Origin of the sequence: Protofrankia sp. Cas3 (genome assembly GCF_963555955.1) — a bacterium.
Classification (GTDB): domain Bacteria; phylum Actinomycetota; class Actinomycetes; order Frankiales; family Frankiaceae; genus Protofrankia.
Genome location: NZ_CAUVXP010000013.1, coordinates 37,810 through 61,230, shown reverse-complemented (window position 1 = coordinate 61,230; position 23,421 = coordinate 37,810). Strand labels below are relative to the sequence as shown.

The window sequence follows — 23,421 nt, the reverse complement described above, 5'->3', positions numbered from 1 at the left end:
CTGACAATGTCCGCACCGGAGCACCCCGTGAAGGAGCCGGCAGTGAGAAGGACGGCGATTACCGGCATCGGCGTGATCGCGCCGGGAGGCACCGGCCGCAAGGAATTCTGGCACCTGCTGACCGAAGGCCGGACGGCGACCAGGCGCCTGTCGTTCTTCGATCCAACCCAGTTCCGCTCGCAAATAGCCGCCGAATGCGATTTCGACCCGGTCGCGGCGGGGCTGACACCACAGGAAATCACCCGTAATGACCGTTTCGTTCAGTTCGCTCTCGCGGCCGCGACCGAAGCGGTCACCGACAGCGGGCTGGAACTCGGCGGGGACCCGGACACGCCCGGCATGGGAGACACCGACGGCCCGGTGGTAGCGGTCAGCATGGGCAGCGCGGTCGGCGCGACCACCCGGCTGGAGGACGAGTACGTGGTCGCCAGTAACAGTGGACGTGACTGGCTCGTCGACCCCAGCTATGCGTCGTCGTTTCTTTACCACGCCCTGGTTCCAAGCTGCCTGGCCACCGAAGTGGCGTGCCGATTCTCGGCCCACGGCCCGGCACACGTGGTCTCGACGGGCTGCACGTCCGGGATCGACGCGATCGGGTACGGCCACCAGCTCATCGTCGACGGCGAGGCCGACATCGTGATCGCGGGCGCGACGGACGCGCCGCTGTCCCCGATCTCCATTGCCTGCTTCGACGCGATCCGTGCGACGTCCGCGCGCAACGACGACCCCGAGCACGCCTCCCGACCGTTCGACGCGACCCGCGACGGGTTCGTGATGGGCGAGGGCTCCGCTGTCCTCGTGCTGGAGGAACTGGCCCATGCCCGGGCCCGGGGTGCCCACGTGTACTGCGAGATCACCGGCTATGCCGCGCGGTCGAACGCCTTCCACATGACCGGGCTGAAGGCTGACGGCCTCGACATGGCGGAAGCGATCTCGGACGCGCTGCGGCAGGGCCGGACGGACCCCACCCGGGTCGATTACGTCAACGCGCACGGCTCGGGAACCAAGCAGAACGACCGCCACGAGACCGCCGCGTTCAAGAAGTCGCTCGGGCCGCACGCGTACAACGTCCCGGTGAGCTCGATCAAATCCATGGTCGGCCACTCGTTGGGGGCGATCGGTGCCATCGAGGTCGCGGCCTGCGCCCTGGCGATCGAGAACCGCGTCGTCCCGCCCACGGCCAACTGGGCCAACCGGGACCCCGAATGCGACCTGGACTACGTGCCGAACATCGCCCGCGACCACGACGTCAACGTGGCCCTGTCGGTCGGCAGCGGTTTCGGCGGGTTTCAGTCAGCCATCGTGCTCGACCGCGGCCAGGACGCCCGGTGAACACCACTCGGCCGGCGTTTCGTCCCGTTGTCACCGGTATTGGCGTGGTCGCCCCGAGCGGCATCGGGGCCGAGGAGCACTGGCGTTCGACACTGCGTGGCGAGCTCCGGGTGGGGCCGATCAGCAGTTTCGACGCGGGCCGGTACGCCACGACGCTCGCCGGCCAGGTCGAGGGGTTCGACCCCGCCGACCACCTGAGTGGACGGATTGTCCTGCAGACCGACCGGTGGACGTGGCTGGGCATGGCCGCCACCGAACTCGCGCTCGCCGACGCCGCCTACGACCCGACGGCACATGATCCCTACGCGACCTCGGTGGTGTTCGCGGCCGGTTCCGGTGGCAACGACTTCGGCCAGCGGGAGATCCAGCGGCTGTGGAGCCGTGGTCGCCAGGCCGTGAGCGTGTACCAGTCCATCGCCTGGTTCTATGCGGCGACCGCCGGCCAGACCTCGATCAGGCACGGTCTCAAGGGGCCATCGGGAGTAGTGGTCTCCGAAGCCGCCGGCGGTCTTGACAGCCTCGCGCAGGCTCGGCGGACCATCCGCCGCGGCACCCCCACCGTTCTCGCCGGCGGTGCCGAGGCAGGCCTCACCCCCTACGCGCTCACCTGCCAGATCACGGGCGGGCGGCTGTCCACCAGCGGTGAGCCGACGGACGCCTACAAGCCGTTCGACCGGTCCGCGGGCGGTTACGTGCCCGCCGAGGGCGGCGCGACGCTCGTCGTGGAAGACCCGGCCACCGCGGGTGCCCGTGGCGCGCCACGGGTGTACGCCGAGATCGCCGGATACGCGGCAACCCACGACGCGCATCATCATCGCGACCCGTCACCGGACCCACGCTGGTACGCCGAGGCCATGCGCCGGGCGCTCGCGGACGCGCACCTCACCCCGGCCGACGTCGATGTGATCTTCGCGGATGGCGCGGGCTCCCGTGACCTCGACGACCTTGAGGCACGCGCGATCCATCTGGCGTTCGGCGCATACGCCGATCGTGTTCCCGTCACCGCTCCCCAGGGTCTGATCGGGCGGATGTGCGCGGGCGGCTCGGCGCTGGCGGCCGTGAACGCGCTGCTGTCCATCCGCGACGGGGTGATCCCCGCGGTGGGCAACCTTGACAACCCGGTGCCCCAGTACCGCCTTGACCTGGTCCGCACGCCGCGCGAAGCCCCCGTGCGGGTCGCCATGGTCAACGCCCGTGGGTACGGCGGCTTCAACAGTTCACTGATCCTGCGGGCCGTGGACTCCGAAGCCGCGGACGGGAGAATCTGATGATCAGGGCGACTCTACGGATGCGGGTCCTTCCCGGTCGGGACCAGGACTTCGTCGATGCCTGGGAAAAGGTTGCACTCGCCGCGAGCCGGGCACCCGGCAATCTGCGCCAGAGCCTGCTACGTGCCGGCCCGCGGGAATTCGTGATCGCGAGCGACTGGGCGAGCCGGGAGGCGTTCCAGACCTTCGAGCGCAGCCCGGAACAGGACGCACTCACCGCACCGCTACGTGATCTGCGCGAGACCGTACAGATGGATGTAGCTGAAATTCTCCTACATCTGGAAGGAACAAAACCACGGGCATGAGCAACAAGATCTTAATCGAGGCCAACAAGCTAGCAGTCCTCGACCACTTCCAGGCGTTGGAAGGTGGCAATCTCGAAAGTGCCCTCGCGGCATTCACCCCAGACGTGATCAACCATCGAATGGAACCGGGTAGCCCACCCGGACGGGCTGGTCTGGCTGCGACCCTGGGGGTTGTCCTGCAGTGCTTTCCGTCGGCCGTCTGGCGAGTAGAAAGCATTGTGGCAGATTCGGAACTCGTCGCCGCGATGGTTGTGATCGAAGGCGAGGCACACGGCGTGATCATGGGAGTGCGTGCCAGCGGTCAACGGGTGACCTGGCGGCACACCCACTGGTTCCGTATGTCGGGGGGAAAGATCGTCGGACATGACGCGATCCGTGACGACCGCGGCCTCCTCCGCCAGCTCGGCATGAACGTGCACGGCCCCAACCCCGGCGGACTCGGGGGTGGATTCGGCGACGTCAACCGAGAACCTGCTGGCGCCGGCGGGCACGGCACCACGGCTCGCACCCTCGAATAACCAGTCCCACGACGCGGACGGCAAGGACCGAAACAGCGTTTTTCGCCTGCAAGGAGTAGTTCGTGCGTGTCCTTTTCACCACCGTCCCGCTTCATGGGCATTTCTTTCCGATGGTCCCGCTCGCGCATGCACTGGGCGCGGCAGGTCACGAGGTTCTCGTCGCCACACCAGCGAGCTTCACCGACGTCGTCACCGATGCGGGGCTTCCAACCGCTCGCTCCGCGCCTCCGCTCAACTTTTCGGAGATCATGACGGTCGACCGGAACGGGAAGAAAATCGCGCCCGCGCGGACGGCCGGGGAACGGCAGGAAGCCGCAGGCCGGGCCTGGGGACGTCTGACGGCCCGCACGCTCGACCGCACGCTCGAACTGGCGGACCGCTGGCGTCCGGATATGATCATCAGTGAACCGGGCGAACATGCGGGCTCGCTCGCCGCCGAGATACGAGGCGTGCCGTGGATCGAACACGGTTGGGGCGTATCAACGATGCCCGAGGCACGGTCGCCTGCGCGAGAAGAGCTTGCGCCAGAGCTTGCCCACCTGGGGCTGCCGGACCTACCCGAGCCCGACCTGCACCTGCATCCGTGCCCGCCGGGCCTGCAGCGCCCGCAAGCACCCGGATCCCGCAACCAACACATGCGCTACATCCCTTACAGCGGGACCGCGGTGCTGTCGGACTGGATCCTGCGCAAACAGGACAGACCTCAGGTATGCCTGGCCTTGGGCAGTCACCTCGCCAGAGCCGGCTTCCGGGACTTCACCGCGATGCTGGCCGAGGTCGCCGCCGCCCTGCCCAGTCTCGGTGTGGATCTCGTTGTCGGCCTGGAGGACACGATCGAATCTGGTTGGACGCCGTTGCCGGCCGGGGTCCACAGCGCCGGCTGGCTCCCGCTGGGCCTCGTAGCCCCCTCCTGCGACCTCATCATCCATCACGGCCGCTCCGGGTCGATGCTGACCGCGGTGGCGGCGGGGCTGCCCCAGCTCGCACTTCCGCAGGCCGCGGACCAGTTCGAAAACGCCACCTGCATCACTGATTTCGGTGCGGGCCGGCAGCTGGTGGGAGACAACGTCACGGCCGAGTTGATCGTCGAGGCGTGCCGCGAGATGCTCGGGAACCCCTCCTATCGCGACCGGGCGGCGGTACTTACCGCCGAGAACGCCGCCCAGCCTACGCCCGCCGACGTCGTTTCAGTCCTATGCACCCTCATCCCCGCCCTGGTCTGACGTGTGGCGCAGGATGCCGGTCCGATTCGAAATCTGACGGTGCACCAATCCCCGACTGATCCACGGATTACAGACGTTCCTCGCCGCCCGGGGAACCGCCCGTCCAGATATCCTCCGCAGAAAGGAGTGCGACCCGAACGACAAAAGATCATCAACTTAGAGCGCCCGGCAATAGGGGCGACTACCGTCCTGTTCGGTCGCGGATCTTCCGGCGTGTCGGACGACCTGAGGTGGGAGCATCTACAATCGTGGAAACGGACTTCTGTATCATTGGAGCCGGCCCAGCCGGACTGAGCTTAGCGCTACTACTGGTGCGATCCGGCGCCAGGGTTGTTCTCGTCGAGCGGACGACATCGTTCGACCGCGAGTACCGCGGCGAGATTCTCCAACCGGGGGGTGCGCTGCTGCTGGACCAGATGGGCGTCCTTGATGCCGCCCGGAAGCGAGGCCACTACGAGTGCTCGCGCTTTCGCATCGTGTCCGCCGGTCGCACGCTACTCGAGGCCGACTACAGCCGGCTCGACCTGCCGTACGACCACTTCCTCAGCATTCCGCAACAAAATGTACTGGAGGAACTTCTTGAGACCTGTAAGCGGTATGACCGCTTCGTGTATCTCGACAGCCGGTCGCCGACCGGGCTGCTTGTAGACGGCGAGCGCGTCGTCGGCATCCGAATGCCGGCCGACGACGGCGACGGGGACGGGAACGGGGAGCAGACGATCGAGGCCCAGTGTGTGGTGGCCGCGGACGGGCGTCACTCGAAGACCCGACGGCTGGCTGACATCGCGTTCACCAAGATCGACGCTTTCGACTACGACGTGGTGTGGTTCAAACTGCCCGTGCAGGAGCGACACGGCCCTGAGGTGACAGTCTTCCAGGGTGACGGTAACCCGATCATCGTCTACGACGCCTACCCCGACAGCCTTCAGCTGGGTTGGACGTTTCCGCATCGGAGTTACCGGTCGATGGCTCAGCACGGAATCGACCACATCAAGGAGCAGATATGCCGATCCGTCCCTCGGTATGCCGATTTGATCGACAGGTTCATCCAAGCACCCGGTGACCTCACGGTACTGGACGTGTTCGCCGGCTTCGCCGACACCTGGGCTCACGATGGCCTGGTCCTCATTGGAGATGCGGCGCACACGGTCGGGCCCATCGGCGGCCAGGGGGTCAACCTTGCGATCCAGGACGCGGCACTTCTGCACCCGATCCTCATGTCGTCGTTGACAGGTGGGCAGTTCGACCGCGGCACACTCGGTCAGTTCGAGCAGCAGCGGCGACCGGCCGTGGAGATGGTCACGGGGATGCAGGCGCGGCAGGCGAAGATGCTGTTCTCAGGCGCCAAGGACAAGGATGTCGCCGGGCAAACCAACCCACCGGTCGGTTCGGCCGCCCCGCCGGTGTCCGTCGACGCGTCCCGGGTCGCATTCGGTTCCCAGCGGGTGTCTGCGCGGACCGATCTTTTCGTCGACTGAGATCAGCTTTCCTGTGCTGAGACCACCCTGGTCTGGCCACCTGTCCATCGATCGATGGACAGGTGGCCAGACCGGCATACGGCCGAAATATTCGGTATGACCGCTTGATTTCGCCCCGCTGAACAAACCGTCCAGCGGGGCGGATCACGTCGGTGGCACGGGTCGCACCGGCAGCACGGGTACCGGAACGGCCCGGTGGAACCCACCGGACCGGGCGGCCCGTACCAGAGTCCGGATCAAAGCGGGAACTAGTGGATGCTCGCGACAATACCGACAAAAGATTTTAATCAGTTTACATTTGGATATGTTTCCCGATGCTCCGCGCAACGCGAGCACCGGCGGTCAGGGCCGCGGCCTAATGGGCATAAACTGGTCCCCGCAGCAGCCGCGGCTACGCTGTTCGTGCGGCAACAACTCGCTGCGGCGCGGGGAACCTGGATGCGGCCGGTCGCCGCAAGCCGATACCTTGGAGGAAATAACCACGACTTACGCCGGTCGCCGAACGCGGGCGAAATCTGTCAGAGAGGTAGCTAATTGTACTACCGACGTCATGGGGGATCGAGGTGCCCGGCAGAACCACGGGTGGGCTTCCGCATCGGGCCGGGTACCCCGTGTGGACAGCCGAGGCTCAGGTGACCGGGGCGGGCGCAGCGGATCACGGGCTGGACTGGCTCATCAACAATTTCGTCGGTTCGGTACCCGGGGTCGCGAGCGCCATCGTCGTCTCGGTTGACGGGATCCTGCTCGCGGTCTGCGACGGCTTCACGCGCGACCGGGCAGAACAACTTGGCGCGATCTCCTCGGGTCTGCTCAGCCTCACCCTCGGGGTGGCAACCCTCATGGACTCAGGAGCAGTGCGCCAGACAATAGTCGAGATGGACCACGGAACCCTGCTCCTCATGGCCATCAGCGACGGCGCATGCCTGTCCGTCCTCGCCGCCAAAACATGCGAAATCGGTCTCGTCGGATATGAGATGACCCGGCTGGTGGCGCAGGCGCCCGATTTCCTCACCCCGGCGAAGCGCGGCGAACCACAGGAGCGGTCCGACGTAGGATGACCGCCTGGCGAAGCTGGGTCTGAATGGACCCGACCGGGCAGGGCCGAGATTCTTCGCGGGGGTCCAGGTGAACGCGGTCGCAGACTTCTATCATCGGGTCATCGTCGAGCCCGGGAAGCAACCGCTGTTCCTGCTGCTGGTGTCGTTCGTGGCCACATTTCTGTTCATCCGGCTCAGCGTCCGAATGATCCGGGCCGGTGTTTCGTGGTGGCCGGGTAACGTCGCAGCCGGCGGAACACATATCCATCATGTCGTCTTTGGCATTATTTTCATGTGCATAGCCGGAGTAGGTGCATTCACCCCGGCGGCCGGCAGATCACCGTGGTGGGACCTGCTCGGGGCGCTGTTCGGTGTCGGGATCGCGCTCGTCCTGGACGAGTTCGCCCTGGTTCTGCACCTCCAGGACGTGTACTGGAGCGAGGAGGGCCGCGTCTCGGTAGATGCAGTCGTCCTCGGGGTGGCGGTGACCGGGTTGCTCGTACTGGGCAGCCTGCCCTTCGGGGTCAACGGCCTCGACAGCGGCCATCGCACGGCGCTATGGGACTACGTGGCGTCGCTGGTCCTCAACATTCTCCTGGTTGTGATCACATTTCTGAAAGGCAAACTGCGTCTCGGGACCATCGGGCTGCTCCTTCCCTTCCTCGCGCTGATCGGCGCGATCCGGCTGGCTCGGCCCGGCTCGCCATGGGCGCGGTGGCGCTATCGCGGCGGCTCCCACAAGGCCTCCCGGGCGCAGGGTCGAGCCGTGCGCCACGACCAACGGTGGATCCACCGCAAGGATCGGATCTTCGATCTGATCGCCGGCCGTCCAGACACCCGTTGAGCCCGCGCACGGGTGTCTGGACGCACGGGTTTCTGGACGCACGGGTTTCTGGACGCACGGGTTTCTGGACGCACGGGTTTCTGGACGCACGGGTGTCTGGACGCACGGTGCGGTGCTCAGTCGGTGCCAAGTTTCATACAAGGGCCGGCTAAGTATCAATACAGACAATACGTTCATGACCGAGATGGCCCCGCGGCCGGCGCCGGCACGCATGCGGAGCGCGACGAAGCCACCCCGACGGACCGGTCGGGCAGCAATGGCGGCAGCCGTTGTCATGATCGCGCTCACGGTGCGGGCGACGATGTTCGATTATCACTCGGCGGACTACGTCATGTTCCTGAAACCCTGGTATGACCATATCTCCACTAATGGCGGATATCACGCCCTTCGAGCTGATTTTTCAGATTACAATGTTCCATACCTCTACCTGATGACCATCCTGACGTACCTGCCGGTACCCGCGCTCGCCGGGATCAAAATCATCTCGGTGCTGTTCGATCTACTGCTCGCATTCTTCACATATCGGATCGTGCAGCTACGCTTTCCCGACTCATGGCAATCGTTCGCGGCCGCGACTGCGGTGCTGTTCCTGCCCACGGTGGTTGCGAACAGCGCGCGCTGGGGGCAGGCGGACTCAATCTTCACGGCCTTCCTGGTCGGCGGGGTCTACTACGTGCTCCGGGCCCGTCCCTGGCTGGCCGGTGCCTTCTTCGGCCTCGCGCTGGGGTTCAAACTGCAGGCAGTCTTCATCTTTCCGCTCCTGGGCATCCTGGCTCTCAGCAGACGGCTGCCATGGCCGTCGTTGCTTGCCATTCCCGGGGTGTACCTGGCGCTCGATGTGCCCGCGCTGCTCCTGGGCGCATCACCGGAAAAGCTTCTGACGGTCTACGCAAGGCAGACCGGCGCCTACCAGCAGTTGACACTCAACGCCGCTTCGGTATATCAGTTCATCGCCGCGGGCACACACGCTGACATCCTGCGTACGGCGGGAGTCGTGTTCACCGGCGCGCTCGTGGCCATCCTGACCGGCCTTACTGTCCGTAGTCACGTCGACCTGACCCCGACCCGCATCGTGTTGCTTGCCACCGCGTCGGTCATCGCTGTACCGTTTTTTCTACCGTCGATGCACGAACGGTATTTCTACCCGGCGGACGTCCTCAGCGTAATTGCCGCCTGCTACCTACCCCGCCGATTGTGGTATCTACCGGTCGCCGTTCAGGTCGCATCCTTCCTGACATACCTGACGTACTTCGCGCAGAGTTCCCAACCCGCGGGCGGAGGCGCCACCGGGAACGGCGCCGTGAGCGGTGCCGGCGGAAACGCGGCGGCATTCCCGCCGGCACCAGAACTCAGACTGGCGGCGGCGCTCATGGCACTGGCCCTGGTAGCCGTACTCTGGACCACGGTCCGAGAATTCCGCGCACAGGTTCAATCAACTCCCGCCACCGACGGTACAGGCAACCGGGCGTGCAGTAGCCGCTGTCGCCCACCGCGGGCTTTCAGCCGACTCCCAGGGTTGCGTCAGGTCCACATCAGCATGAGCCGACACGATGGCACTATGACGGCGACTTCCGCGGCCGGTACCGCAGCCGGTACCGCGGCCGGTACGCCGCCGGTCGACTCCCGCCCCTGACGATGAGGACCTGAACGTGACCACAACCTTTCCGGACCAGGCGGCCGGAGTGCCCCCGGCCCCAGTCGGCCCGGCGGCTGCGCAGGTCCGGGCGTCACCCGCTCGATGGGCGCGCAGTCTTCTGCGCGGCCGGGAAGCCGACCAGCCCTGGGTGCGCCCGGCCCTGCTCACCCTTCTCACCGGGACCGCGCTGCTCTACATCTGGGGTCTGGGGGCCTCCGGATGGGCGAACGCCTTCTACTCCGCCGCCGCCCAGGCCGGTTCGACAAGCTGGAAGGCGTTCTTCTTCGGCTCGTCGGACGCATCGAACTTCATCACCGTGGACAAACCACCGGCTTCACTGTGGGTAACGGATCTCTCCGTACGCATCTTCGGGCTCAACCCGTGGAGCATGCTCGTCCCGCAGGCCCTGGAAGGTGTCGCGGCCGTCGGCGTGCTGTATGCGACGATTCGGCGCTGGTTCTCCCCCGGCGCGGCGTTGCTGGCCGGAGCGGTCTTCGCGCTGACACCGGTCGCGGTGCTGATGTTCAGATTCAACAACCCTGACTCGCTGCTCGTCCTGCTGCTGGTTCTCGGCGCGTACGCGACCGTGCGGGCCGTGGAGAACGCAAGCACCCGCTGGATCGTGTGGGCCGGCGTCTTCGTCGGCTTCGGGTTCCTCGCCAAGATGATGCAGACATTCCTGGTCGTGCCGGCGTTCGCGCTCACCTACCTCCTGGCCGCCCCCACGTCGTTTCGGCGCAGAATCGGCCAGCTCCTGCTCTCCGGCGCTGCGATGATCGTTGCTGCCGGCTGGTGGGTCGCGGCCGTGGAACTTCTGCCGACAAGCTCGCGGCCCTACATCGGCGGCTCCCAGAACAACAGCATCCTCAACTTGATCTTCGGTTACAACGGCTTCGGCCGGCTCAACGGCAACGAGGCCGGCAGCGTCGGCGGGATGGGCGGTGCCGGCGGCGGTCGTTGGGGGGCGACCGGCCTGACCAGGATGTTCAACTCCGAGATGGGCGGGCAGGTCTCCTGGCTCATCCCGGCCGCGCTGATCCTCGGAGTCGGCGCGCTCGCGCTCGGCTGGCAAGCCCCGCGCACGGACCGGACCCGGGCGGCCCTGGTGCTGTGGGGCGGCTGGCTCGTGGTCACGGGCCTCACCCTGAGCCTCGCCCAAGGGATCATCCATCCCTACTACACGGTCGCACTCGCTCCCGCGATCGGCGCCGTCGTCGGCATCGGCGGCACCAGCCTGTGGCGCCGGCGTGACCGGCTCGTCGCCTGCCTCATCCTGGCCGCGGCCCTCGCCGCCACCACCGCGTGGGCGTACGTCCTGCTCAACCGGACGCCCACCTGGCATCCGTGGCTACGGCCGCTGGTGGTCATCCTCGGTGGCGCGGCCGTTGTCGCGCTGATCCTCACCCTCATGCTGCCGGCACCGCTGGCTCGCCGCGCCGCCGCGGTACTGGCCGCGGTGAGCATCGTCGCGGGGGTCACCGGGCCGGCCGCCTACGCGGTCGATACAGCCTCCGTCGCGCACAGTGGTGCCATCCCATCCGCCGGCCCCGCGGGCTCCGGTGGCCCCGGCGGGGGCGGCCGTGCCTTCGGCGGCGGCCGTGCCTTCGGCGGCGGCGCACCGCAGGGAATACCACCGGGCGGCACGACCGCTCAGGGAGGCACGGGGGGTCTGGGCGGCGGCTTCGGTCGGCAGGGCGGAGCGAGGTTCGGGGGTGGCGCGGGTGGCATCGGTGGCCTGCTCAACGCCGGGACGCCAAGCGCCGCGCTGGTCGCAGCGTTGAAGGCGGACGCTGCGCACTACACCTGGGTCGCGGCCACGGTCGGCTCCAACTCCGCGGCTGGCGTCCAGCTCGCGACCGGCGACCCGGTGATGGCCATCGGCGGCTTCAACGGCACCGACCCCACACCCACTCTCGCGCAGTTCCAGGAGTACGTCCGCCAGGGAAAGATCCACTATTTCATCGGCGGCGGCACGGGGATGGGGATGGGGATGGGCGGCAGCCAGTCCGATAGCCCGGCCAGCGCCATCGCCGCGTGGGTCCAACAGAATTTCAGCCCGGCAACGATCGGCGGTACGACCGTCTACGACCTGACCAGGACCAGCACCTGAGGCCCACCGCAGCGGGCCCGCCACGCAAGATCCATCCCGCAAGACCAGTCACATAGCGCAAGCACGTGTGATCCCCGGCGGTCCGTCCCAGGGCATACGGTTGATGCACCGGGACGGACCGCCGGGGATCCCGCGCATAGACAGGCCCAGACCGGGGACGCCAACCACGGGACATCGACCTGACACCATGAACGCAATCTGGGGACAGGTTTGACCCAATCACAACAGATGATCTTTTTAACGGGTGTCCAGCTCGTGTCTGGCTCGGTGCGTCCAGGGTGGTCAGCGTAGGCCTGGTGGTGGGACGGGTCCTGCGGCCTTCTGGGTTGAACATCGCAGTTAGCTACGCGTTGTTAGGCTCAGAAAATACCGGCTGGACCACCCGAAGTCGGTCCTTGCCGGTCCCAGCCGATCATCGATTCCCAGCCGATCATCGATCGCCACCCCGGGGAGGTGTGGGATGTCAACGCCAAGAGTGCTCGGCGTCGTGCTGGCCGGTGGTGCGGGCAAGCGGCTCGCGCCGCTCACCGCCGACCGCGCCAAGCCGGCCGTCCCGTTCGGCGGCCTCTACCGATTGATCGATTTCGTCCTGTCGAACCTGGCCAACGCAGGTTACCTGCGGATCTGTGTTCTCACGCAGTACAAGAGCCACAGCCTGGACCGCCACATCACCACGACCTGGCGCATGAGCAATCTGCTCGACAACTACGTCACACCGGTACCTGCGCAGCAACGACTCGGCCCCCGGTGGTACACGGGGTCCGCGGATGCGATCCTCCAGTCGCTGAACCTCATCTACGATGATCAACCGGATATCGTGGTCGTGTTCGGCGCCGACCACGTCTACCGGATGGATCCGCGCCAGATGGTCGAGCAGCACCTCGCCAACAGGGCCGGGGTGACCGTCGCGGGGCTGCGTGTGCCCCGAATGGAGGGTAGGCAACTCGGTGTGATCCGCCCCGGTGCGGACGGCCGGACGATCGACGCCTTCCTTGAGAAGCCGGCGGATCCGCCCGGCCTGCCCGACAGTCCCGATGAGACGTACGCGTCCATGGGCAACTACGTCTTCTCCACGGACGTCCTGATCGAGGCGCTGCGGGCCGACGCGGACGACGACGACAGCGTCCACGACATGGGCGGCAGCATCATCCCGATGCTGACCAAAGAAGGTGTCGCGCAGGTCTACGACTTCACCGAGAACAAGGTGCCCGGAGCAAGCGAACGGGATCGGGGCTACTGGCGCGACGTCGGCACCCTCGACTCCTACTTCGACGCGCACATGGACCTGTGCGCGTTCGACCCGGTGTTCAACCTCTACAACCGGCACTGGCCGATCCTGACGAACGTCCCGTCCCTGCCGCCGGCAAAATTCGTCCACGAGGAACCGGGCCGGACCGGTATGGCGCTCAACAGCGTCGTCAGCAACGGAGTGATCATCTCTGGCGGGCTGGTGCGCCGGTCAGTCCTGTCGCCCGGGGTACGGGTGAACTCCTGGGCGCAGGTCGAAAATGCGGTCATACTGGACAACACGGTCATCGGACGGCATGCCGTGGTCCTCAACGCGATCCTCGACAAGAACGTGGTGGTACCCGAAGGTGGGCAGGTCGGGGTGGACAAGGAACACGACACCGCCCGCGGGTTCACGGTCAGCCCCGATGGCGTCACTGTCGTCGGCAAGGGCGTGACAATCACCGAGTGAGCTCGAAGTCGCTGGAACGCTGAAGGGCCAAAGGGCGCGCGACGATCGCCAGATCGCGCGCCCGCAGGCCGCAATCCCTGGAGCACTGAAGGGCAGGTAATGCGCGTCTCGTTGCTGACCAGGGAGTACCCGCCGGAGGTCTACGGCGGCGCCGGAGTGCACGTCGAGTACCTCGCCCGCGAAGTCTCCCGGTTGGTGAACCTGACCGTGCACTGCCAGGGGGCCGACCGGCCGGGCTCGGACGGCATCACGGTACGCGCGCACCGGCCGTGGGACCAGCTCGCGGACGCGGGTGAGGCGTTGCGGACGGTGTCGGCCGACCTGTCCGCGACGGCTGCCGTCGCCGACGCGGACCTGGTACATTCCCACACCTGGTACGCCAACCTTGCCGGGCATCTGGCATCCCTGCTCTACGGGATCCCGCACGTGATGACCTCGCATTCTCTTGAGCCGCAGCGGCCGTGGAAGGCCGAACAGCTCGGCGGTGGCTACGCACTGTCATCATGGTGCGAACGGGTGTCCATCGAGTCAGCCGCGGCGGTCATCGCGGTGAGTGAGGGCATGCGAGCCGATGTCCTGTCGGCCTACCCGGCGGTCGATCCGGCGAAGGTCCACGTCATCCGCAACGGGATCGACACCGACGAATACGCGCCGGACCCCGCGACCGATGTCCTGGCCCGCCACGGGGTGGACCCGGAGCAGCCGTCGGTGGTCTTCGTCGGTCGGATCACCCGGCAGAAGGGGGTGCCGGTGCTGCTGCGGGCCGCGGCCGAGCTCGACCCTCGGGCTCAGCTGGTGCTCTGCGCGGGCGCGCCCGACACCCCGCAGCTACTGGCCGAGGTCACCGACCTGGTCGACGGGCTACGTGACGTCCGCAAGGGTGTTGTGTGGATCTCCGGCATGCTTGCCAAGCCCGAGGTCATCCAGCTGCTCTCGCACGCGACCGTCTTCGCCTGCCCGTCGGTCTACGAGCCGCTCGGGATCGTCAACCTCGAGGCCATGGCCTGCAGCACGGCTGTGGTCGCCTCCCGGGTCGGGGGCATCCCCGAAGTGGTGGACAACGGCGTGACCGGGCTGCTCGTACCACCCGATGACCCCGCGGCGCTGGCCGCCGCCGTCAACGAACTGCTCACCGACCCGGCACGCGCCGCAGCCATGGGCCAAGCCGGCCGGGACCGCGCCGTCGCCGAGTTCGGCTGGCCGGCGGTAGCCGAAAAAACCGCCCGCCTCTACCAGTCCCTGGTCTGAACAGGACACGTATGGACAGGACGTGTCGACAGGACGTGTCGACAGGACGTGTCGACAGGACGTGTCGACAGGACGGATGAACACCGGCCGGCATCTCGCCGGTGTCAGACCACGCTCAGGCCGGCGGGTAGGTCGGCGCGTCCGGTGAGCAGGAGGAGGATGTCGGCGGCGTCGGGCAGGGCCACGGCGATCCCGGCCACGAGCGATGCGAACGCGCTGGCCGCATGGTCGAAGCGGGCTCGTGTTTCAGCGGATCCGGCACCATTCACCTGTCGAGTCATAGTCCGTTGGGGTCAGCCAGGTCAACGCCGGCTCACGAGGTGACGTCGCGGAGTGGGAGCGGGCCGAGGCCGCCGGGGAGATCGACACGATACGGGTGATGTCGGGTAACAGACGGTGTGTCCCGGCTACTTTGATGCCGCCGGTGAACAGAATCCGGGTGACGGGGCCGGGGTGCGTAGGTCGTTAAGGCCATCCTGATGACCGGAACCACCTACCATTCAGCCGAATGTCGTCCGACAGTAGGTGGAATCGGTCGCTATGGCGGCCGCTCTTGTAGGTACGCGGATTCGGTCGCGTTGAGGGCTTCGGTATGATCAAGACTTACCACACACCGACGCCCGGCCCGCTACGAGACTCCTGGATCGAGACGTTCGCCGCGCGTCGGGGAACACCGCGAAACAATCATGAAGGCGTCACGGGGGACGTGACATTGCCGACTTCCGGCACCGGATCAAGGCTTCGAGCGTGCGTCGGCCCGTCCTGGCTGCTAACCCTTGGAAGAGTGACCAGTGTTCTTCTGTGGCCAGGGACCGTCGGACCAGACGCGGGCACGCCGCCGCGCATCCCGGGTTCGGTACGTCGAACCAGCTCGGTGGATGCTTTGCGTCCGGACGGACTCGAAGGTCCGCTCGTCCTCGTCGGCAGGGCCCGCGACATACGCACGACGAAAAGCCTTCCAACCGCAAACCCGGCAACCAGGTACCAGACAGGCATAGCCAGTGATACCGGCTGGGATGCAGAGCTCGTAGCCGAGGCGAGTACCCGCGTCACCATCGACTACTTCGGTGGGCGTCTGGTGACCGAGGTCCACTGCGAACCGGCGATGCCAGGCAGTGACACACTGGTCGGCGTTCGTGCCGGTTCGGGCTTCCGCACAGCGCTGGACCAGGCCGCGCCCCACCTCACCGCCGACGGCACCCTGCTCGGACTCCTCCTCGACGAAGTACCGGTGGTCACGTTGATCTCTGGATCAGCCATCGCACGCGTCTCCGGGGAACGGCCGCGGAACACGGTCATGCCACCCACGGACGTCTGCGCGGGCTGGAAGGCCGGCGGCGAGATGGATATGAGCCACCGCGAAGGCCGCTTCTCCCTTCTCGGCGTGGGACCATCCGCCCCGGAGCTGGCGGACGCGACCGATCCGCTGGGCTGGCACACGATGCCTGACCTGCCGCCGGGGAGCATCCGACGTCGGCGCAGGCTCGACGTGGTGCCTGGCCCACACCTCGGCGTTGTGACCGTCGAGGGACTTTTTCGCGACACGTTCTGCGAACCGGACGGCACTCAGAAAGTGATCCACGAATACGCCATCCACACGACGGTCGACCGTGCCACCGGGACGATCAGTTCGGCCAGCGCGACACCCCATGTCCTGCCAGGCCCCGACTGCCCGGCCGCCGCGGCAAGTGCCACCCGTCTGGTCGGTGAGCGCCTGACGGGGCTCCGCGAGATGCTGCGCGCCGACATGATCGGACCGACGACCTGCACCCATCTCACCGACCAGCTCCGAGCGCTCGCCGACATCCACGCGCTGATCCCGCTGCTGTCGCAGTAACACCGGTGTCGCAGTAACACCGGCATCCCACCAGCGCTCCGGTCATGAACTCACGCGACATGTTTACCATTTCAGCCGCAAACCGTAGGAATTCGTTCACCTGGGGTATCACGTCGCGTGAGTTGATCAGTCAAGTGTCACATGTCGTGAAGACACCACGTATGGGGATTCCCGACCGCCTCGCCGAGCGCATGAGCATGGCCGAGCAGCACGAATGGCTGATGTCTCAGCGCCCGTCCCGCCGTAGCGTGTTCCGCGCCGGTGCCCTCGGTGCAGGAGCCCTCCTCGCCGGTCCCAGCCTGCTCGGCTCGGCCGCGTCCGCCGGCACCGGCCCGACGCTGGCCACCACCAACTCCACCGCGGACGGAGCGTCGGTCGCACCCTTCGCCCGTCACCTGGCCTTCGGTGCCGACCCCCGCCGTCAGATCCGCATCGGCTGGCAGGTACCGACGCCCGTCAGAAGGCCGTTCATCCGGATCGGCACCGACCCGTCCGATCTGTCCGGCCGCATCCCGGCCGAGGTCCGTCCGCTGCATTCGGAAGTGCCGGGAGCGGCCGGACCCGTCGATCAGTACTACCTGCACGTCGAGCTCGACGGGCTTCGCCCGGACACCACCTACTACTACGGCGTGGGTCACAAGGGCTATGAGCCCGCCTCCGCCGCGGGCGCCATTTCGACGGTGCACACCGCACCCCAGCGGGGACGCTGGGACGTGGAGCCGTTCACGTTCACAGCCTTCGGCGACCAGGGCGTCAGCCCGCATGCGCTGGCCAACGACGGCGTCGTAGCCCAGCAGAACCCCGCCTTCCACCTGCTGCTCGGCGACATCGCATACGCCGACCCCAGCGGCCAGGGCAGGCCGGTCAGCGCCACCGGTGCCAACGGCACCGACATCTTCAACCCGACCATCTGGGACTCCTACCTCGGGCAGATCGAAGCGGTCGCCTCGCGGGTGCCGTGGATGGTCGCCACCGGCAACCACGACATGGAGGCGCTGTACTCCCCGGAGGGCTACGGTGGCCAGATCGCCCGGTGGGACTTCCCCGGTAACGGACCGAAGGCCTGCCCGTCGGTCTACTCGTTCATCTACGGGAACGTCGGTGTGATCAGCCTCGACGCCAACGACGTCTCGAACGAGATCCCCGCAAACCTCGGCTACAGCAAGGGCTCCCAGACGTCCTGGCTGAAGTCCCGGCTGAAGTTCCTGCGTCGCCAGCCCGACGTCGACTTCATCGTCGTCTTCTTCCACCACTGCACCTACTCGACGACGAACGCACACGCGTCCGAGGGTGGCGTGCGGGCCGAGTGGGTGCCGCTGTTCGACGCCTACCGCGTCGACCTCGTCCTGAACGGCCACAACCACATCTACGAGCGCAGCGACCCGCTGCGTGGCGGCAGCCCGAGCAAGGCGGTGCCGATCGGCGGGACCATCCACCCGGACACCGACGGGACGACCTATCTGTCGGTCGGCGGCGGCGGGCGCAGCCTGTACAGCTTCCCGGCCCCGGACAGCTACGCCGGGCACGTGAACGATGCAGCCTCGGTCAACACCTACTCGTGGACGGGCGTCGGGGTGAAGACCCCCGAGGTGGTGACCTGGTCCCGGGTCCGCTACACCGGGTACTCGTTCGTCGCGGTGGACGTCACGCCGGCACGCGTGGGCCAGCCGGCGACGCTGACCGTTCGCGCGGTTGCCGAGAGCGGAGCCGAGCTCGACCGCGTCACGCTGGTGCGCACCGCCGGGCTGTGCACGGTCGGGTCCCGGGGTGTGTCCGACGCGAAGGCCGACTTCGACGCCGCCTGATCCCCACCTGAATCCCCATCTGTAGCCCCATCTGTAGCCCCACTCGGTACGTTGATCGTGTTGTCGGATCCCGCCACTGCGATCCGACAACACGATCAACCACAGTAGAAGTGGATCAGCGTGGCGTCGATCGTGCGGTGACAGAAGTTCATTCGAGCGTCCACGGATCGTCGCCGTTACCCAATAGAAATCAACACCGTCGACTCGATAGAGATAACGGGCTCATTTCGTTGTCCACGCATTGTTGGTCAGGAGCCCGTTCATGGCACTTCCTCGCCCTTCGCCACGTGGCCACTCTCCGCTGCGGCGCCTGCTACCGCCTCTACTCGCCGCGACCCTCATCGGTGGCTACACCGCAACGGTCGTGGTGCCGGCGCTCGCCACGTCGCCCGACGTGGTGATCAGCGAAGTTTACGGGGGCGGTGGCAACAGCGGCGCCCCCTATCTCAACGACTTCGTCGAGCTCTACAACCGAGGCAGCGCCGCGGTCAGCCTCTCCGGTTGGTCGACCCAGTACGCCGCCTCGTCCGGGACCAACTACCTGGTCACCGCGCTGTCCGGCACGATCCAGCCCGGCTCGAAGTACCTGGTCAAGCTCGGGTCCGCGGGCAGCCAGGGCGTCGCGCTGCCCACCCCGGACGCGACCGGCACGACCAACATGTCCGCCACCGCCGGCAAGGTCGCGCTCGTCACCACCACCACCGCGTTGACCTGTGGGAGCAACTGCCACGCCACGTCCAGCGTGAAGGACTTCATCGGCTACGGCGCCGCCAACGACTACGAGACGTCACCGGCCGCAACCCTGTCCAACACCACGTCGGCGACCAGGTCCAACCCGGCGACTGACACCGACAACAACGCGAACGACTTCGCCAAGGTCAGCCCGACCCCGCAGAACTCCCAGAGCGGCGGCGGTGGCGGCTCCTGCACCGGCTACACCACCCGCATCCGCGACATCCAGGGCAGCGCCCACATCTCACCGCTGAACGGCCAGGCGGTCTCGAACGTCCGCGGCGTCGTCACCGCGGTGAAGAGCACCGGCTTCTGGTTCCAGGACCCGTGCCCGGACACGAGCGACGCCACCTCCGAGGGTGTGTTCGTGTACACCTCCAGCACACCGACGGTCAGCGTCGGCCAGGAGATCGCGGTCGGCGGCACCGTGTCGGAGTACCGGCCGAGCGGGGCCACCACGGCGAACCTGACCACCACTGAGATCACCTCCCCGTCGGTCTCCGTGCTGGGCACCAGAACGGTCCCGGCAGCCACGGTGATCGGCACCGGCGGCCGGGTACCGCCCACGACCGTGATCGACGACGACGCCACGGGCAGTGTCGAAACCTCGGGCACCTTCGACGTGGCCACCGACGGCATCGACTTCTACGAATCCCTGGAGGGCATGCGCGTCCAGGTGAACAACCCGGTCGCGGTCGGCCCCGGCAACAGCTACAACGAGATCCCGGTGCTCGGTGACGACGGCGCGAACGCGTCGGTGCGCACCAACCGCGGCGGCATCGTGCTGCGCCAGACCGACGGAAACCCGGAGCGGTTGGTGATCGACGACGCCATCCTCGCCGGCTCGGTTCCCACCGGGGTGAACGTGGGCGACCACTTCTCCGGCCCCGCGGCCGGTGTGCTCGACTACTCGTTTGCCAACTTCCACCTGCTGCTGACCAGCCCGATCACCAGGGTGGACAGCGGGCTGACCCCGCAGAGCACCACGGGGCCGGGCACGGGCCAGATCTCGGTTGCCACGTTCAACGTCGAGAACCTGGACCCGACCGACCCGCAGAGCAAGTTCGACGGCCTGGCCGGCCAGATCGTGACCAACCTGGCCGCGCCGGGGATCATCAGCGTCGAGGAGATCCAGGACAACGACGGGGCCACCAACAGTTCGGTGGTCGCCGCCGACCAGACCTGGACCAAGCTGATCAACGCGATCAGCGCCGCGGGCGGGCCTACCTACACCTACCAGCAGATCAACCCGGTGGACGATTCCGATGGTGGTGAGCCCGGCGGCAACATCCGGGTGGGTCTCCTCTACCGCACCGACATCGGGCTGACCTTCGCCGCCGGCACTCCCGGCGACTCCACGACGGCGGAAAGCGTCTCCGACAGCGGCAACTCCGCCGACCGGGTCAACCTCAGCTACAACCCCGGGCGGATCGACCCGACCAACACCGCCTTCGGTACCAGCCGCAAGCCGCTGGTCGGCAAGTTCTCCTTCAACTCCAAGCCGCTGTTCGTGATCGCCAACCACTGGAACTCCAAGGGCGGCGACAACCCGCTGTTCGGCCGTTACCAGCCGCCGACGCTGTCCAGTGAGACGCAGCGTAGCCAGCAGGCCGCTGTGGTGAAGAGCTTCGTCCAGTCGATCCTCGCGATCGACAGCCAGGCTCGGATCGTGGTGGCCGGCGACCTGAACGACTTCACCTACTCCGCGCCCGTGCAGACCCTGGACACCGCCGGCCTGACGGACCTGCCGGCGACATTGTCCGACGCCGAGCGCTACACCTACGTGTACGAGGGCAACTCGCAGGTCCTCGACCACATCCTGCTGTCGTCATCGCTGACCGGCGCCTCGCACAGCTACAACGTGGTGCATGTGAACTCCGAGTTCGCAACCCAGCAGAGTGATCACGACCCGCAGGTCGTCCGACTCACCCTGCCCTGATCATCTCGTCTTGATCACCAACATCTGATCGTCAGGGCCTGACCCGTGCCGGCCCGGTGCCGCGTCGCGACCGCCAGTCGCTGCGCGGCACCGGGGTCAGCTGCTCTCGACGAGGCCCATGAACTCCACCGTGAGCGCGGCCAGCGCGTCATACTGGCCCTTGTAGCCGTAACGCTGCCGCAGGGTTCCCCAGTCGTTGAACTCGGCTGCGGCGGCTATGTCACCCGACTCGGGGATCCTGGACCCGAACACGTGCAGCCCGTCATCCTGCCCGGTCCGTTGGAGGTAGTCCGCCATCTGCTGGTGCAGGGTCACCTCGGAGCGGTACTTGCTGATGACCAGCCCGATCGCGGGGATGTCAACGCCCACGTCGGTGGCGAATTTCGCGATTCTGGACCGGACCTGCGTGATTCCGTAGGTCGACATGAAGTCGGGGACAGTCGGGATGATGTAGCCGTGCGAGATCCTCAGCCCGTTCAGGGTGAGCATGCTCAGATTCGGCGGGCAGTCCACCAGGACGTAGTCGTAGTTGCCGGATATCTTCTCGATCTGCCGCGCCAGCAGCTCGACCCGATCATGGAGGAACTCCCCGGACGGAGCGAGCAGCCGGTCCTGGATGTCGATGAGATCAAGCGAGGATGCCAGCAGGTCGACCTGCGTGACTGTTCGCACCGGGGACACATCCCGTTGCAGTGCCGCATCGATGTCGAACAGGCCGCCGGCCGAGCGCGGCTCCACCGCGTCGCGAAAGAGGGTGGCCAACGTCCGGTCCGAGTCGTTCAGGTCCTTCCAGTGCGCCTCGCCGATCATGTAGACGGTCAGGTTCGTCTGCGGGTCGAGATCGACGAGCAGCACACGCTTCCCGTGGTCCGCCGCCATGATCTCCGCGAGCGCAGCAGTGATCGTCGTCTTGCCGACGCCACCCTTAAGGTTGATCGTCGAGACGATGTGCGCCACGTCCATGCCCCCGTTTACGCTGACCGGTCATGCCTGTCACGGCGAGCTCCTCATCCGGATGATCCAGGACACCATAGCGTAAATCGTTCATCATTTCGGAGCCCACAGGGCGCTGACGGGAACCGCGGCCAGGCGGTCGCCCAGTGAAAAGGCCCGAGCGCCAGTGTGCAGCACCAGCCCGGCGACGAAACGGTCACCGAGTCGGTCGCGGACGGCGGCGAGGTGGCGGATGTCGCGGGTTGAGACGTCGGCCGCGGCCTTCACCTCGATCGCGACGACACGCAGGGACCGGTCCTCCACTATGAGGTCGATCTCGGCCCCGGCCCGGTCCCGATAATGGAACAGCGACGGTCTGACCGCCGACCAACCCGACTGCCGTAGCAACTCGGCGTACACCATCCCCTCAAGAACCGGGCCGTCGGCGCCGTGGGACAGTTCCGGGCGCGTGAGCGACGTGATGTCAGCACCACGCAGATGAGCGGCAAGACCAGGATCGGTCACGAAGATCTTGGACGCCCGGATCTCCCGTTGGCTGAGGTTCACCGCCCATGCGGGGCAGCGGCGGACGAGAAAGACCGCTTCGAGAACCTCCAGATAACGATGGACTGTTCGCTCCGGCAGCCCTGCGTCACGTGCCAGGTCGGCCACGTTGAGCAGGCTGGCCTGCCTGGCCGCGACCAGGCGGAGCAGACGTGGCAGTTCGGCTGTGCGCGGTGAGGCCGACACCCCTGGAGCCTCCCGCTCCACCACCGTCTCGACATAGGCGTCGAACCATGCGGCTCGCCTCGCCCCTGATCTGCGGACAGCCTCCGGATACCCGCCTGCGACAGCCCGATCCAGATAGTCGTGCTTGGTCAACTCGCCGACCTGGTCCAGCGGCAGTTCGCCGCCAAGGAGCCGGTCAAGGAACGTGTCAGCCGCTCCAACCACACCCGCTCCAACCACACCCGCTCCAAGCACACCCGCTACGGCTAGTTCGCTCTGGCTCAGCGGCCACAGCTCGAAGCGCTCAATCCGGCCGGCGAGTGTCTCCGACACACCGCGGTTGGCGCTGAGCTGCGAGGAACCAGTCACCAGGAACCGGCCCGGACGTTCGTCCGTGTCGACTGCCGCCTTCAGCGCGATCAGCAACTCGGGGACCCGCTGCACCTCGTCGATGGCGAGGAGCCCCGGACGTCCCATCAGGAAGCCACGTGGATCCGCCGCCGCCGCGACCCGGGCGTCACGATCGTCCAGGGAGACGTACACACCGTTTGGCGAGTCACCGACGATGCGCTGCACCAGCGTGGACTTGCCTGCCTGCCGAGGTCCGACGACGCCGACGACACGGGTGTCGGCCAGTGCTTCGATGATCAGAGGCTGGAGGGACCGGCGCACGTTGAAGGCTGAACCGTCGATTCGGAATGAGTCCGCCACGGCGTCCATCATGGCAGATTCGCATGGCTCGGATGGC

Annotated in this window: 18 protein-coding genes; 15 read left to right on the top strand and 3 right to left on the bottom strand. The window is 66.8% G+C overall.

Annotated elements, in window-relative coordinates:
* The first annotated feature begins 6 nt into the window (after nt 1–6).
* The 12 genes from U9983_RS04600 (at nt 7) to glgA (ending at nt 14,698) form a co-directional block, all read left to right on the top strand.
* Nucleotides 7–1,332, top strand: a complete 1,326-nt coding sequence (locus U9983_RS04600; RefSeq protein ID WP_322752824.1) for a beta-ketoacyl-[acyl-carrier-protein] synthase family protein — start codon at nt 7–9, stop codon at nt 1,330–1,332.
* Nucleotides 1,329–2,600, top strand: coding sequence for a beta-ketoacyl synthase N-terminal-like domain-containing protein (locus U9983_RS04595; RefSeq protein WP_322752823.1), 1,272 nt, complete (start codon nt 1,329–1,331; stop codon nt 2,598–2,600). Before U9983_RS04600 ends, U9983_RS04595 begins: the two co-directional genes overlap by 4 nt.
* Nucleotides 2,600–2,905: an antibiotic biosynthesis monooxygenase family protein gene (locus U9983_RS04590; protein ID WP_322752822.1), complete on the top strand. Its 306-nt coding sequence runs from the start codon at nt 2,600–2,602 to the stop codon at nt 2,903–2,905. The genes U9983_RS04595 and U9983_RS04590 overlap by 1 nt, the downstream gene beginning before the upstream one ends.
* Nucleotides 2,902–3,423: an ester cyclase gene (locus tag U9983_RS04585; protein ID WP_322752821.1), complete on the top strand. Its 522-nt coding sequence runs from the start codon at nt 2,902–2,904 to the stop codon at nt 3,421–3,423. The genes U9983_RS04590 and U9983_RS04585 overlap by 4 nt, the downstream gene beginning before the upstream one ends.
* Nucleotides 3,424–3,485: 62 nt before the next feature.
* Nucleotides 3,486–4,646: a glycosyltransferase gene (locus U9983_RS04580; RefSeq protein ID WP_322752820.1), complete on the top strand. Its 1,161-nt coding sequence runs from the start codon at nt 3,486–3,488 to the stop codon at nt 4,644–4,646.
* Between the two features lie 230 nt (nt 4,647–4,876).
* Nucleotides 4,877–6,124 (top strand): FAD-dependent monooxygenase, encoded by a 1,248-nt coding sequence (locus tag U9983_RS04575; RefSeq protein WP_322752819.1) that lies wholly within the window; start codon nt 4,877–4,879, stop codon nt 6,122–6,124.
* A gap of 632 nt (nt 6,125–6,756) precedes the next feature.
* Nucleotides 6,757–7,182 (top strand): roadblock/LC7 domain-containing protein, encoded by a 426-nt coding sequence (locus U9983_RS04570; protein ID WP_322747977.1) that lies wholly within the window; start codon nt 6,757–6,759, stop codon nt 7,180–7,182.
* 67 nt (nt 7,183–7,249) lie between these two features.
* Nucleotides 7,250–8,005, top strand: coding sequence for a hypothetical protein (locus tag U9983_RS04565; RefSeq protein ID WP_322752818.1), 756 nt, complete (start codon nt 7,250–7,252; stop codon nt 8,003–8,005).
* Nucleotides 8,006–8,261: 256 nt separating this feature from the next.
* The gene (locus tag U9983_RS04560) at nt 8,262–9,638 is read left to right on the top strand and encodes a glycosyltransferase 87 family protein (protein ID WP_322752817.1); all 1,377 of its coding nucleotides are present in this window, start codon (nt 8,262–8,264) and stop codon (nt 9,636–9,638) included.
* Nucleotides 9,639–9,654: 16 nt separating this feature from the next.
* On the top strand, nt 9,655–11,751 hold the full coding sequence (locus tag U9983_RS04555) for an ArnT family glycosyltransferase (RefSeq protein ID WP_322752816.1): 2,097 nt from the start codon (nt 9,655–9,657) through the stop codon (nt 11,749–11,751).
* 460 nt (nt 11,752–12,211) lie between these two features.
* A complete protein-coding gene (glgC, locus tag U9983_RS04550) occupies nt 12,212–13,450 on the top strand; it encodes a glucose-1-phosphate adenylyltransferase (RefSeq protein WP_322752815.1) in 1,239 nt (412 codons plus the stop codon).
* Nucleotides 13,451–13,549: 99 nt separating this feature from the next.
* Nucleotides 13,550–14,698: a glycogen synthase gene (gene glgA / locus U9983_RS04545; protein WP_322752814.1), complete on the top strand. Its 1,149-nt coding sequence runs from the start codon at nt 13,550–13,552 to the stop codon at nt 14,696–14,698.
* Between the two features lie 104 nt (nt 14,699–14,802).
* Here glgA and U9983_RS04540 read toward each other — a convergent pair whose 3' ends face one another.
* A complete protein-coding gene (locus U9983_RS04540; protein ID WP_322752813.1) occupies nt 14,803–14,967 on the bottom strand; it encodes a hypothetical protein in 165 nt (54 codons plus the stop codon).
* 605 nt (nt 14,968–15,572) lie between these two features.
* Here U9983_RS04540 and U9983_RS04535 point away from each other — a divergent pair.
* The 3 genes from U9983_RS04535 (at nt 15,573) to U9983_RS04525 (ending at nt 21,011) form a co-directional block, all read left to right on the top strand.
* Nucleotides 15,573–16,535, top strand: coding sequence for a DUF2889 domain-containing protein (locus U9983_RS04535; RefSeq protein WP_322752812.1), 963 nt, complete (start codon nt 15,573–15,575; stop codon nt 16,533–16,535).
* 146 nt (nt 16,536–16,681) lie between these two features.
* A complete protein-coding gene (locus U9983_RS04530; RefSeq protein ID WP_322752811.1) occupies nt 16,682–18,340 on the top strand; it encodes a metallophosphoesterase family protein in 1,659 nt (552 codons plus the stop codon).
* 262 nt (nt 18,341–18,602) lie between these two features.
* Nucleotides 18,603–21,011, top strand: a complete 2,409-nt coding sequence (locus U9983_RS04525) for a lamin tail domain-containing protein (protein ID WP_322752810.1) — start codon at nt 18,603–18,605, stop codon at nt 21,009–21,011.
* A 96-nt stretch (nt 21,012–21,107) separates the two neighbouring features.
* On the opposite strand, the gene U9983_RS04520 is transcribed toward U9983_RS04525, so the two are convergent.
* Both U9983_RS04520 and U9983_RS04515 read right to left on the bottom strand, forming a co-directional pair.
* Nucleotides 21,108–21,968 carry a ParA family protein gene (locus U9983_RS04520; protein ID WP_416211269.1) on the bottom strand — a complete coding sequence of 287 codons (861 nt, stop codon included), beginning with the start codon at nt 21,966–21,968 and terminating at the stop codon, nt 21,108–21,110.
* A gap of 90 nt (nt 21,969–22,058) precedes the next feature.
* Nucleotides 22,059–23,384, bottom strand: a complete 1,326-nt coding sequence (locus U9983_RS04515) for an ATP-binding protein (RefSeq protein WP_322752808.1) — start codon at nt 23,382–23,384, stop codon at nt 22,059–22,061.
* Nucleotides 23,385–23,421 lie beyond the last annotated feature (37 nt).